Below are 12,210 nucleotides of genomic sequence, written 5' to 3' on the forward strand. Positions count from 1 at the left end.
TTTTCCAGCCGCGCGCCGAGCGGGCCCGCACCTGTCCGGCGTACGGCGAACAGGTCCCGCGCACCTGCGGCGGCTTCGCCGGCCGCCGCCGCGGCGCACGTATGCTGCCGGGACCACGTCAGGCGTATGACACAGCGATAGGGAGATCCTTGTGAAGGTCGGTTGCATCGGGCTCGGCGACATCGCGCAGAAGGCGTACCTGCCGGTGCTGACCATGCTGCCGGGGGTCGAACTGCATCTGCAGACCCGTACGCCCGCCACGCTCGACGCGGTCGCCGAGACCCATCGGATCCCCGCCGCACAGCGTCACACCTCGCTCGACTCGCTGCTCGCACAGGATCTGGACGCGGCCTTCGTGCACGCCCCGACCTCGGTGCACCCGGAGATCGCCGGCCGCCTCCTGGAGGCCGGGGTCCCCACCTATGTCGACAAGCCGCTCGCCTACGCACTCGCCGAATCCGAGCGCCTGGTGGAGCTGGCCGAGCGACGGGGCACCAGCCTCGCCGTCGGGTTCAACCGCAGGCTCGCGCCCGGTTACGCGCAGTGCCTCGATCACCCCCGCGAACTGATCCTGATGCAGAAGAACAGGGTCGGGCTGCCCGAGGACCCGCGCACCCTGGTGCTGGACGACTTCATCCATGTCGTCGACACCCTGCGCTTCCTGGTGCCGGGGCCCGTGGACCACACGTCCGTACGCGCCCGGATCGTCGACGGGCTGATGCACCACGTGGTGCTCCAGCTGTCCGGCGACGGATTCACCGCCATCGGCCTGATGAACCGGCTCAGCGGATCGACCGAGGAGATCCTCGAAGTCTCCGGCCAGGACACCAAGCGACAGGTCGTGAACCTCGCCGATGTCATCGACCACAAGGGGCAGCCCACACTGCGGCGGCGCGGTGACTGGGTGCCGGTCGCCCGGCAGCGCGGCATCGAGCAGAGCGTGCTGTCGTTCCTGGACGCCGTCCGCGCGGGGAAGGTCCTCAGCGCCCGGGACGCCCTGGCGACCCATGAGCTGTGCGAACGGGTGGTGCGGGAGTCGCTGGAGCAGGCCTCCTGAGGAACCGCAGCCCCTCGGCGGCGCACAGGGCCGCGAGCGCCGCCAGCGCGCCGTACACCGGCCAGTCGCCGAGCCGGACGTAGAGCGTGGTGCCGCGGGCCAGCGGTACGTCGAACACGGCGGCGCCGCTCGTCCCGGTGCCGAGCGGGGCGCCCACCCGGTCGCCCCGCGGCCCGTACACCGCGCTGATTCCGGTGAGTGTCGCGTGCACCATCGGGCGGCCGGTCTCGGCGGCCCGGAGCGCCCCGAGCGACGCGTGCTGTGCGGGCGCCCAGCTGTGCTGGAACGAGGAGGTGGACGACTGGGCGATCAGCAGCCGCGCACCGTCCCGGGTCAGCTGTCGGCTCATGTCCGGGAACGCCGACTCGAAGCACACGAGCGGCCCGAACCGCGGCCCCTGTTCGCCCGGCAGGGCCATCACCACCGGCCGGGTGCCGCGCAGCCGGTCCTCTCCCGCGGCCCTGCCGACCGAGGTCGCCCAGCCGAGCGCCGCACGCGCGGGGACATATTCGCCGAACGGCACCAGCCGCATCTTGTCGTAGCGGTCCCCGGTGGGCCCGCCGGGACCGATCAGCACGGCGGACTTGAAGATCCCGGTCCGGCCCGACGCGTCCGTCTGCCGCGCGTCCACGTTCACCAGCAGCTCGGCGCCCACCAGGCGCGAGAGCGCCGCGAGCCGCGCCGCGGTCGCCGGGCTCCGCAGCGGATCCACCCCGACACTGCTCTCGCCCCACACCACGAGATCGAGATCGCGCCCGGCCAGTGAACGGGTCAGCTCCTCGCCGCGCGCGAAGCGGCGCTGCACGCTGCCCGGCCCCTCGACGACACCCGGCTGTACGACGGCGATCCGGGCCGTCCCGACGCGCTCCGGCCGCGGCGCCCAGCTCCACATCGCCGCCACGGCCACGGCACACGCCACGAGGGAGAGACCGGTGGCCGCACGGGCGGCGGGCGCGACGAGCAGCAGCGCGACGCCCGTGTTGACCGCCAGCACCAGCAGGGTCACCAGCCACACGCCGCCCACCGACGCCACCCGGAGCGCGGGCGCGAACTCCCACTGGGAGGCGCCGAGAAGCCCCCAGGGACCGCCCAGGCCCTCCCAGGAGCGGACCAGCTCGATCATCAGCCAGCCGGACGGCACGAGGACGACGGCGGCCACCGAACGCGCGGCGGACGGACGGCCGCCGAGCAGCCGGGCCACCAGCAGCCCCCACGGGGCCCAGAGCAGGCCCAGCAGCGCCGCCAGGACCACGATGAACACATGCAGGCTCGGCATCAGCCAGTGATGCACGGCGATCATGAAGCCGGTGCCGCCGATCCAGGCGTCCAGAGCCGCACGGCGCGCCGTCCCCGCCGACCGGATCAGCAGCAGCCAGGGGACCAGCGCGACCCAGGCGAACCACAGGAGCCCCGGAGCGGGGAACGCGAGGGCCGGCAGCGCGCCCGCGAGCAGTGCGGCGGCGCCGCGACCCCAGGGTGAGGCCAGCAGCCGTGCGCGTGCGGCTGCGGGCGCACGGCCGGGAGCCCGAGCGGCAGGGGGGCCGTCGGCCGGGACCCGGCCGGCCGGAACGTGCCCGCGCCGCTTCCGCATGCCGTGTCCTCCTCGTCCTGTCCGGGTGAGCGGTCCGCTTCCGCCGGACACCCTCTTTCGTGCCCAGTGTGCGGGAGGCCAACCGGAGGGGACACGGCAGCGGACCGCGGCGCGTCGCCGGGGAGGGGGCCGGGGCGCGACGACGCGGAACGGCTCAGGCCGGGTTCGGGCCGCGGCCCGGCGTTCGCCGCCACTTCTCGTGGACGACGACGCTGCGGATCCGCCAGCCCGGCTCCGTACGCGACAGTTCGAAGCTGTACCGGCCGCCGGAGACGAAGTCCGGCGCGGTGTCACCGCTCCCGGCGGCGCCCGGGGCCGCCGTTGGGCCGGCCAGCCGCATCGGGTTGAGGTAGTCGGCCCGCACCTCGGCACGGTCACCCGGGTAGCCGCCCAGGTCCTGGAGGTCGATCCGGCGGTTGACGATCAGATGCTGACGTACGGAGAAGAGCCGCATCGTCTCCGCAAGCCACTGTCCGACCTCGGCGACAGGCCCCTCCACACCGCCCGCGCCGCGGTAGTCGGCGCGGCCGTCCGGGGTGAACAGGGCGTCGTAGTCCGACCAGGCGCCGTCGTCGACGGCCACCGCGTAGCCAGTGATCACTGCATCGATGGCGAGCTGATCCATTACGGTCGCGAGTGCCACACGCTGTGTCATCGGCCAAGTCTCCGTCACGACGTGCGCGAGGCCAAGAGGCTCGCACGGACGGTTGCCGTCCGCAGCGGCGCGGACGGCAACGGACCGTCCCGTCGGCCTCAGCAGGGGACGACGGCCACCGGCCCCAGCGCGTGTGTGACGGTCGTCTGCGCCACCGGCGACAGCCCCAGCCCCAGCGACTCGCCGCCCTTGCGCCGTCCGATCACGGTCAGCGCCGCGGTGGCCGAAGCGGTCACCAGGGTGCGTGAGGCGGAACCGCTGACCGGTTCGCGTACGACCTCCACCTGCGGGTACTTCTCCTGCCGGCCCGCGGTGAGTTCGGCGAGGGTCCGTTCCGCCGAGTCCGCCGCGGCCTCCCGGTCGAAGACGGGGCCGCCCGACAGCATCGAGGAGAACATCGTCCAGCCGTGCACGACGCGCAGCCGGGCGCCCGGCCGGGAGGCGGCCGTCTCGAAGGCGAAGTCCAGCACCGCCTCGCTGCTCTCGTCGGCGGCCACCCCCGCGACGATGTCGGGGAAGACGGTTTCGGCGGCCTGCGCGTCGTCCTCGTCCCCGCGTCCGCTGTGGATGACGACGACGGGGCACTGGGCCATCGAGGCGGTCGCCAAGCTGTTGGAGCCGATCATCAGCGACCGGAATCCGCCGAGACCGCGCGAACCCACGACGACCATCGACGCGTCGCCGCTGAGCGAGACCAGCGCGGCCGAGGGGAAGTCCAGCGGCGCGAGGGTCGACGGGTGCAACTCCGGGGCGATCAGCTTGGTCCGGCGCACCGACTCGGTGAGCAGTTCCTCGGCCTCGCGCTGCTGAGCCTCCTGGCCGATCCGGCGGGTGAGCGGCCGGACATGCACGATCGTCAGCGGCAGACGCCGCCGCACGGCCTCGTGGGTGGCCCAGTCGAGCGCGTCCCAGCTGTGCGGCGAACCGTCCACGGCGGCGATCACGGGAAGCTCGTTGGTGGTCATGATTCCCTCCAGGGTGCGGGGCCTGCACGTCCCAGCCTTGTCCTCGTGGGGTCGGAAAGGGAGGGACTTTCGGCCCTGACCGCAGGTCCGAAGCCCCCCTTTTGTCCGCCGTGTGTCCCGGTTGGCGGTCATACGTCCCGGAACGGGGTCCTTCCGTTACGCTACGGCCGCCCGGCGCGCGGCGCCCCGGCGGGATGCGTCAGTCGTGGTTGTGGGTGGAGGACGTGTCGTCCGGCGGCACGGACCGGCCGCCGTCGTTGCCGCTGACCACGACGGCGACGAGGGCCACCAGGATTCCGGCCACGACGAGCCGGCCGCCCAGGCGCAGGGTCCAGCGCCCCCATGATCCGGACCGGTCGCCGGGCCGGGCGGGCAGTCGCTCCGAGCGGCGGGCCGGCCGCAGGAGGCGCAGGAGCAGCAGTGCCGCGATCGGCAGTTGGAGGAGCCACACGCAGGTGCGGAACCAGCCGTCGTACCAGACGTTCGTCCCGTAGAGCAGGGTGTGCCACACGCTCAGCACATAGACGACGATCACGCAGCGGTGCAGGACGCGCCAGGTCCTGGCGCCGATGCGATGCCTCACGTAGAAGAGCAGGCCCAGCGGTATCGCGAGATAGAGGGCCGCCTGCCCCACGGGGATGGCGACGCGGCCGGTGCCCGAGTCGTAGCCGCCGGGGACGAGGGCCTCCGTGAGGGCGGTGGCGAGGGCCGAGTTCCAGGCCGCCGTGTCGTGCCGGACCAGTTCCGCGGCGAACAGCAGCGCGTGGGCGGCGATGAGCGCGATGGTGTTGAGGCTCGTCGTGCGGTGCAGGCGTTCCAGGCGCGGGCCCGACATCGGCAGGCGCCCCGGGCGGGAGCCGGACAGCAGCAGGCCGAGGATGACCGTGCCCCAGGCCCAGAGCAGCGCGGACCAGCCGAACGCCTGGCTCAGGAAGTACATCCAGAAGCCGCCCGCGTCGGCCATGAACGGCATGACGGTGACCGTGGAGGAGGACTTGTCGCGGATCCGGACGTAGAGCAGGGCGAAGACGGCCGCGGTCACGGCCAGGGCGACGAGGCCGTCGGGCAGGGAGGCGCGCAGATCGGACCGGAGCGTGGGCCGCGGCTGCCGGGGTGCGGGTGCGTCGCCGGGGTCGCCGGCCTGCGCGGGGACATGTGCGGGGGCGGTGGTCCCGGCCGGTTCGGGTGCGGCGGGCGGGTTCGTCATACGTCCTCATCGGTGGCGTCGGCTGGCGGGGCGGATGCGTGGCCCCGGGCCACGAGGCATGCGCAGACGCGTTGTTGGAGCAGTCGGGAAGGAGGGGGTGAAAGTTCCCCGGAAGTGTGTGTGACATGGATCACTTGCCCTGGGTGTCGCGTGATATCGGATGAACTGCGGCTATCCGGTGATCTGTTGCTCTTCTCCTGGGGGCAGGTGACGCTGGCACGATGGCCGCCATGGGAGCCGGACCCGCACCCCGCCTCGTACGGACCGTGATGTTCGCGGTCGTGTGCGTCGCCGTGTCCGGGCTCGGGCACGCGCTCATGTCCGGCGGAACCCTGCCGCCGCTGGGCCTCGCGTCCGCCTTCCTGCTGGTGTGCGCGGGCGGCTGGTGGCCGGCGGGCCGTGCGCGGAGCGCCCCCGTGACCGTCGCGGCGAGCGCCGTGGGCCAGCTCTCGCTGCACACCTTCTTCACCTCCGTGCAACCCCGTCTGCCGGGTGTCATGGGGGCGGGCGGCCGGGGGAGCTCCGGTTCCTCCACCGGAGCCATGACCCATTCGGCGCACGGGACGATGTCCGGGGCCCCCATGGACGCGATGGCGTCGGCGGCGGTCCTCGACGGCTCCCCGTCCGGCGCAGGCATGCTCATGGCGCATGTGATCGCCGGACTGCTCTGCGGCTGGTGGCTGTGGAGCGGTGAGGCCGCGTTCGTCCAACTCGGCCGCTCCCTGGCCCTGTTCGTCTGCGCCCCGCTGTGGTCGGCCTGGCGGCTCTGGTCGGCCCGCGAGGCGGACCGGGCCCCCGTGGCGCGGTGGCGGCCCCGGCGCAGACCGGGGCGCCGCCTCCAGGACCTCCTCGCGCTGCACGGGCTCTCCCTGCGGGGACCACCCCCGCGCGTCCGCACTCCCTGACCTTCACCCGCCCCCTCGGGCCGCTGTGCCCCGGGGCGGTCGCGGGTGCGCGCCCACACCGGGTGCGGCACCCGCGACAGGCATGCCGGGTCCCACGGGCGACACCGCCCCCGGGAGACGGCGACGAGGAGCCGCGCGCGGGTACGCCGCGGCTCCGCGAGGACGCGAAGGAACCATGGCGATGCCCCCTGCCCCGATGTCCCCTGCCCAAGGGCCCCCCGCACGGGTGCCCTCCGCACCGCCGGCCCCGGCACCGCGGATCCCCGTACGGGTGCCCCGGCCCCGGGTGTTCCCCGCCCGGCAGAACGACTTACAGATCACCGGCTGGGCCCTCGCCGCCGGAGGCGGCGACCGGGAGGCCGCCGAGCGGTTCGTCCGGGCGACCTACGACGACGTACGACGGTTCGTCGCCCATCTCAGCGCGGATGTCCCGGGCGCCGACGACCTGGCCCAGGAGACCTATCTGCGGGCCATGACCGGACTGGCGAGATTCGCGGGCCGTTCCTGCGCCCGGACCTGGCTGCTGTCGATCGCGCGGCGCGTCGTCATCGACCGCCACCGCACGGCCGCCGCCCGTCCCCGGATCGCCGACACCGCCGACTGGCAGGCCGCGGTGGAGCGTGCCCAGCCGCGTCACCTGCCCGGATTCGACGAGTCCGTCGCGGTGTTCGACGCGTTGCGGAGTCTGGAGCCCGCCCGGCGGCAGGCCTTCGTACTCACCCAGCTCCTGGGTCTCAGCTACGAGGAGGCGGCCACCGCCGCCGGATGTCCCATCGGTACGGTGCGCTCCCGGGTGGCCCGTGCCCGGCGGGATCTCGCGGAGGTGTGGGGACCGGAGCCGGGCGGGCGGCAGCTCGCCGCGCGGACCGACAGCCCCGCGGACCCGTACGGCCCCGCGCCGGGTCGGACCCTGGGAGCCGTCCCCTCAGCGTGAGGAACGGAACGGTCTGCCGGGTCCACCCGGCGGCCGTTCCACGCCCGGGTGGCGGGCGGCCCGGGACGAGGGTGCCGCCCGCCCGCCGAGGAGAACCAGGGGCAGCAGCAGCCCCTGAAGACACACCGCCGCCCAGAAGCCCCGTGCGGAGCCGGCCGCCTCCGCCGCCCCGTACAACAGCCCGCCGGCCACCCCGCTGCCGAACGCGCCGATCCCGGCCGCCAGCCGCTGGCGCCCGAAGACCGCCGCCGCGGGGGCGGGGGAGCGTGTCAGGGCCTCCAGGTCGTTCTTCAGGAAGAGCACGATCTCCCCCAGGCACATCAGGGCGCTGCCCGCACCGATGCCCACGTGACCGCCCAGGCCGATGCCCGCAGCACCCGCCGCCATGGCTCCGAAGCCCAGCCGCATCGCACCCCGGTACGTCAGGGCGGCGATCCGGCGGGACAGCAGCGGCTGCACGACGACCAGGAGGCCGGCGTAGCCCGCCAGCACGGCTCCGTAGAAGCCCGCCGAGGTACGCGGTACCGCGTACAGCGCCAGGTAGTGCTGGAAGAACATGAACACGTACACGCTCAGGACCGTCACCGCGAAGGGCGAAGGCCGCCGCCGGTCGCCGCCGGGGGCCCCGGCGCTCCGGTCCCCGGTGCTCCCGCCCTCGCCGCACCCGTCCTTTGGACTCCCGTCCGGCCGGTCCGCCGTGGCCGGCGCCGGCTCCCGCTTCGGTGCCGACGTCCCTGGTGCGGCCCCCGCCCATGTCCCCCTCCCCGGCGGCAGCAGCGCATGGCCGACGCCCACGAGCGCGAACAGTCCGGTGACGCAGGCGAAGAGCACGGCGGGCGAGCCGAGCACGAGCGGTGCGGCGAGCGGCGGCCCCAGGGCCATGCCCGCGTTGAACGCCGAACTGCTCGCCGACAGCAGCCGGGGCCGTCCCGCCTCGGTGGCGCCGTCCACCAGGTACGCCTTGTTGGCGGGCAGATAGAGCGCGGCCCCGGCCGACACCAGGAACAGGGCCCCGACCGCGAGGACCGGACTGGTCAGCCCCGGTACGAACGCCGCGAACCCGGCGGTACGCAGCGCCAGCGCCAGCAGCATCGACCCCCGCAGCCCGATCCGCGCGGTCACCGGCCCCGCGGCGATGCCCCCGGAGAACTGGATCAGCGAGGCGACGGCCAGCACGGAGCCGACCGTGCCCAGACCCAGCCCGAGCCGCTGGTGCAGCACCACCGACATGTACGGCAGGACGGCGAAGCTGCCCAGCGTGATCAGGAAGGAACCGGCGAGCAGGAACACCTGGGGGGCGGTGAACCGCTGTCGGCCGGGCGCGCGTTCACCGTCCACCGCCCCGCCCGCGCGCCGGCCGTTCACCGCCCCCCGCGCCCGCGGCCGGCCGTTCGCCCGCCGACCGCCCGCACGCCGCCGGTGCTCCGCACGCTCACGCCCCGCCGACGACGATCGGGCGCACCCGGATGGCCGCGCTCCAGGCGCGGTGCTGTGCCAGCTCGGCGGTGGCCGCCTCGGCCAGCACGATGCCGGTGCAGCCGCGCTGGTCGGTGACATGGGCCAGGGTCTCACCGGGCTCCCGGGTGGGATACCACTGCACGGAGCCGGGGAACGCGGCCAGTTCACCCAGACCGTGCCAGCCCTTGAGCACTCCCGGGCGGTCCGCGTGGACGAGGACGAAGCCGTACGCCGGCCCGTTACGGTCCAGCGGGGTGTCCATCAGGCGCGGCCGGCGGCCGAGCGCCTCCTCCATCATCGCCGTGTACACATTGGTCCCCAGCGAGCGGCACAGCACCTCGCCCACCAGGGCGCCGCCGATCCTGCGGTTGATCTCGACCAGTTCCGGGCCGTGCGCGGTGAGGATGAACTCCACATGGGCGAAGCCCCGGTGGTGCCCGGCCGCGTGCAGGACCCGGCCCACCCAGCGTTCGATCCCGCGACGGCTGCCGTTGCCTCCGGCGCCGTGCCCGTCACCGGGTTCGTCCTCGGAGCCGTCGTCCCCGGGCAGCGCCACCGGAAACGCGGCGGCCTCCTCCCGTACCGCAGGTTCCCGGGACGTCTGGCGGCTGAGCACACCGAGCAGCCGGGTGGTGCCCTCCCAGCTCAGCGTCTCCGCGCTGTACAACGGCCCGGCGAGGAACGCCTCGGCGAACAGCGAGCCCATGAAAGGCTGTTGGGCCGCCTCCTCCAGCGCCCGGTGCAGCGACTCCTCGTCGTGGACGATCCAGACATTGCGCGACGAGGTGCCCGCCGAGTCCTTGAGCACCGCGGGCAGTCCCACCCGGCGCAGCACTTCCCCGGCCCCCGGCCGTCCCGCGCTGATGCGCACGGCCGTGCTCCGGCTCAGCCCCCGCGCGTGCAGCAGGGCGCGGACCCGGGACTTGTCGCGCAGCAGCCGGACCGCGTCGGGGGCGGGGCCGGGCAGCCCGAAGGAGGCCGCGAGTTCGGCGGCCTGCACGCTCCAGGTGTCGGTGGTGTTGATCAGCCCGGCCGCGTCGGGTACGGCGGCCAGCGCGCGGCGCGTCGCCGACGGGTCGTTCGTTTCGACGTCGACGACGGTCAGCGCGTCCGGCGGCAGCGTGGCGAGCTCGTGCCGGTACACCGACCGGTCGCCCGTGAGCAGGCACAGACGGTGCCCGGTCTCCGCGGCGGCGGCGGCCATCCGGCCGAGCCCGAAGGACAGGGACTCCAGTGCGACGAGGGTCATGGCCGCAGCTCCACGGTCGGTACGGGGACGGGGTTCCCGGCGCCACCGCCGCCGGACGCGGGCACGGGTGCGGCGCGGCGCGCCCACTCCAGTACCGACCACGGCGGACGCAGCGCGTCCAGGGACTCGATGCGACGGGGCCGCAGGGCGGACATGTCCAGCGCCTCGCGGTGGCGGGCGAAGACCCGCTCCGCGTAGCGGTGTCCGGTGTCGGCACCCAGGACCAGATGCAGCCGCCCCGGGGCGCGGGCGGCCTCCCACGAAGCGACGAGGTGCGCCGCACCGGTGGACAGACCGGCGAAGACCGCGTGCCGGCGCAGCAGGCCGACCGCTCCGGCCATCGCGTGCCGGAAGTCCAGCCAGTGGACGGTGTCGTACAGCTCGTGGCGGACGTTCTCGAACGGGATGGAGCTGCCGATGCCCGCGATGATGGCCTCCGGGTCGCTGAACCCCTCGCTGCCGAACGTGACGCTGCCGAACGGCTGGATGCCGACCAGCCGCACCGGGCGCCCGGTTTCGCGCAGCGCCTGGACGAGCCCGCCGGTGGACGCTCCGGTGCCCACCGCGCCCACGACGGTCACCGGACCCCCGGGCAGCGACCCGGTGATGAGGTCGGCGAACTCCCGGTACCCCTCGTAGTGGACGGAGTCGTGGTACTGGCGCATCCAGTGGAGGTCGGGGCGCTCAGCGAGCAGCCGGCGCACATGGCGTACACGGCGTTCCTGGTCGAGCAGCAGGCTCTGCGACGGGGGCATCTGGTCGACCGTCGCGCCCAGGACCTCCAGCTGGGCGCGCATCACCGAGTCGACGGTGGTGGACGCCACGATGTGGCACCGCAGCCCGTAGCGGTGACAGGCCATGGCGAGGGCCAGGGCGTAGATCCCGCTCGAACTGTCGATCAGTGTCTGCCCCGGGACGACACGTCCGCGGCGCAGGAGCGAGCGGACGGCGCCGAGTGCCGCGTACACCTTCATCGTCTCGAACCGGGCGAGCACGACATCGCCGTCCAGCCGGATCAGGTCCGGTGCCCTGACCGCGTCGGTGATGTGCTCATGGACGGGGGCGGGGAGGAGGAGCGGCGCAGCGGCGGTGGCGGGACGCGGGCCCGGCTCCGCGCGGGGCCTCACTTGCGCCGCCCGCGGACGATCAGGCGGGCGGACCGGTGGTCGTAGCCCGATCCGTCGAAGCCGCCGAAGCACTCCACATCGGTGAATCCCGCGTCCTCGAAGAGCGTGTGCAGCTCGGCGGCGCTGTAGAGCCAGGACGTCAGGGAGGCGGTACGCGCCGAGGTGCCGCGCACCAGCGTCCAGTCGGTCCGCAGCCGTCGCCAGCTGTCGAGGACGACGTCCCGCTGGACCACGTACGAACCGTCCGGCAGATCGACGGCCTGCGGGCGCCCGATCCAGCCGGCCAGCACCTCCTTGCCCATGATGTCCACCAGGAGCTGCCCGCCCGGGGCGAGGCTCCGGTACGCGTTGCGGAGCACCTGCAGGTTGTCCTCGGGATCGTCGAAGTAGCCGAACGAGGTGAAGACGTTCAGTACGACGTCGAAGGCGCCGGGCACCGCGTAGGTGAGCATGTCCGCCCGCTCCAGCCGCGCTTCGGCGCCCGCCCGCGCACAGGCACCGCCGGCCCGTTCCAGCATCGTGGGCGAGAGGTCGACACCCGTGACCTCGTATCCGCGCAGGGCCAGCGGGACGACGAACAGCCCCGGGCCGCAGCACAGATCGAGCACCCGCGAGCCCGGCGCGAAGTCCAGCAGAGGGGAGGAGTCCACCAGGTCCGCGGCTGCCTCGGCGCGGGCGGGCGGGAACATCGTGGGCGCGAAATCCGCCCAGAGCGCGTCGTCCTCGTACCAGTGCATGCCTCTCGGCCTCCTCCCGGGCCCGGGGGCCCTGACTGCGCACGTACCTCTGAGCGTTCCTCCCAGTAGTCGGAGGAGAGGTACGGGGAGTTCCCGGGGACCGCGGCGGAGACACCCGGGGTCATGGCCCGGCGGACGGACACCGCCGCACTGGGGAATCGGCCGGGGACACGGCGTCCGGAGGGCCGTGACCGTCGGGCGCGGGTCCGCCCGGCCCCGGATCGGCCGTCAGCTGCATGCGTGTGGGGGGACTTTGACGTGGGTGGCTTCCGCGGGGATGAAGGTGTTGCCGGTTTCCTGGTCGGCGAAGTTGTTGTTGCTGATG

General features: G+C 73.9%; 11 protein-coding genes. 3 read left to right on the forward strand and 8 right to left on the reverse strand.

Annotated elements, in window-relative coordinates:
• Positions 1-151: 151 nt before the first annotated feature.
• Positions 152-1,057: a Gfo/Idh/MocA family protein gene (locus ABT170_RS36540; protein WP_329941644.1), complete on the forward strand. Its 906-nt coding sequence runs from the start codon at positions 152-154 to the stop codon at positions 1,055-1,057.
• On the opposite strand, the gene lnt is transcribed toward ABT170_RS36540, so the two are convergent.
• The 4 genes from lnt to ABT170_RS36560 all read right to left on the reverse strand — a co-directional run bounded on the left by lnt (position 981) and on the right by ABT170_RS36560 (position 5,475).
• Entirely contained in the window at positions 981-2,648 is a 1,668-nt protein-coding gene (lnt, locus tag ABT170_RS36545; protein WP_351874775.1) for an apolipoprotein N-acyltransferase, read from the reverse strand. The genes ABT170_RS36540 and lnt overlap by 77 nt on opposite strands.
• Positions 2,649-2,802: 154 nt before the next feature.
• Positions 2,803-3,303: a nuclear transport factor 2 family protein gene (locus ABT170_RS36550; protein WP_329941642.1), complete on the reverse strand. Its 501-nt coding sequence runs from the start codon at positions 3,301-3,303 to the stop codon at positions 2,803-2,805.
• A gap of 98 nt (positions 3,304-3,401) precedes the next feature.
• Positions 3,402-4,268: a universal stress protein gene (locus ABT170_RS36555; protein ID WP_329941641.1), complete on the reverse strand. Its 867-nt coding sequence runs from the start codon at positions 4,266-4,268 to the stop codon at positions 3,402-3,404.
• Positions 4,269-4,467: 199 nt separating this feature from the next.
• Positions 4,468-5,475, reverse strand: coding sequence for a ferric reductase-like transmembrane domain-containing protein (locus ABT170_RS36560; RefSeq protein ID WP_351874780.1), 1,008 nt, complete (start codon positions 5,473-5,475; stop codon positions 4,468-4,470).
• 221 nt (positions 5,476-5,696) lie between these two features.
• On the opposite strand from ABT170_RS36560, the gene ABT170_RS36565 reads away from it, so the two are divergent.
• Together ABT170_RS36565 and ABT170_RS36570 are read left to right on the forward strand one after the other, a co-directional pair.
• Positions 5,697-6,380, forward strand: a complete 684-nt coding sequence (locus tag ABT170_RS36565) for a hypothetical protein (protein ID WP_329941639.1) — start codon at positions 5,697-5,699, stop codon at positions 6,378-6,380.
• Between the two features lie 196 nt (positions 6,381-6,576).
• On the forward strand, positions 6,577-7,314 hold the full coding sequence (locus ABT170_RS36570) for a sigma-70 family RNA polymerase sigma factor (protein ID WP_443034244.1): 738 nt from the start codon (positions 6,577-6,579) through the stop codon (positions 7,312-7,314).
• Here the strand turns inward: ABT170_RS36570 and ABT170_RS36575 are convergent.
• From ABT170_RS36575 to ABT170_RS36590, 4 genes are all read right to left on the reverse strand, one after another.
• Positions 7,306-8,679, reverse strand: coding sequence for an MFS transporter (locus ABT170_RS36575; protein ID WP_502970620.1), 1,374 nt, complete (start codon positions 8,677-8,679; stop codon positions 7,306-7,308). The two genes, ABT170_RS36570 and ABT170_RS36575, sit on opposite strands and share 9 nt — an antisense overlap.
• A gap of 67 nt (positions 8,680-8,746) precedes the next feature.
• The gene (locus tag ABT170_RS36580; RefSeq protein ID WP_351874783.1) at positions 8,747-10,021 is read right to left on the reverse strand and encodes an argininosuccinate lyase; all 1,275 of its coding nucleotides are present in this window, start codon (positions 10,019-10,021) and stop codon (positions 8,747-8,749) included.
• Positions 10,018-11,148: a pyridoxal-phosphate dependent enzyme gene (locus tag ABT170_RS36585; protein ID WP_502970621.1), complete on the reverse strand. Its 1,131-nt coding sequence runs from the start codon at positions 11,146-11,148 to the stop codon at positions 10,018-10,020. Before ABT170_RS36585 ends, ABT170_RS36580 begins: the two co-directional genes overlap by 4 nt.
• The gene (locus ABT170_RS36590) at positions 11,145-11,885 is read right to left on the reverse strand and encodes a class I SAM-dependent methyltransferase (protein WP_351874786.1); all 741 of its coding nucleotides are present in this window, start codon (positions 11,883-11,885) and stop codon (positions 11,145-11,147) included. The genes ABT170_RS36585 and ABT170_RS36590 overlap by 4 nt, the downstream gene beginning before the upstream one ends.
• Positions 11,886-12,210 lie beyond the last annotated feature (325 nt).

This window comes from Streptomyces sp. NPDC001787 (assembly GCF_040297465.1).
GTDB lineage: Bacteria > Actinomycetota > Actinomycetes > Streptomycetales > Streptomycetaceae > Streptomyces.

Bases quoted from the DNA above. Each gene is read 5' to 3' on its own strand.
- ABT170_RS36550 (WP_329941642.1), bottom strand. From the start codon at position 3,303: ATGACACAGCGTGTGGCACTCGCGACCGTAATGGATCAGCTCGCCATC.
- ABT170_RS36590 (WP_351874786.1), bottom strand. From the start codon at position 11,885: ATGCACTGGTACGAGGACGACGCGCTCTGGGCGGATTTCGCGCCCACG.
- lnt (WP_351874775.1), bottom strand. From the start codon at position 2,648: ATGCGGAAGCGGCGCGGGCACGTTCCGGCCGGCCGGGTCCCGGCCGAC.
- ABT170_RS36570 (WP_443034244.1), top strand. From the start codon at position 6,577: ATGTCCCCTGCCCAAGGGCCCCCCGCACGGGTGCCCTCCGCACCGCCG.
- ABT170_RS36565 (WP_329941639.1), top strand. From the start codon at position 5,697: ATGGCCGCCATGGGAGCCGGACCCGCACCCCGCCTCGTACGGACCGTG.
- ABT170_RS36580 (WP_351874783.1), bottom strand. From the start codon at position 10,021: ATGACCCTCGTCGCACTGGAGTCCCTGTCCTTCGGGCTCGGCCGGATG.
- ABT170_RS36555 (WP_329941641.1), bottom strand. From the start codon at position 4,268: ATGACCACCAACGAGCTTCCCGTGATCGCCGCCGTGGACGGTTCGCCG.
- ABT170_RS36560 (WP_351874780.1), bottom strand. From the start codon at position 5,475: ATGACGAACCCGCCCGCCGCACCCGAACCGGCCGGGACCACCGCCCCC.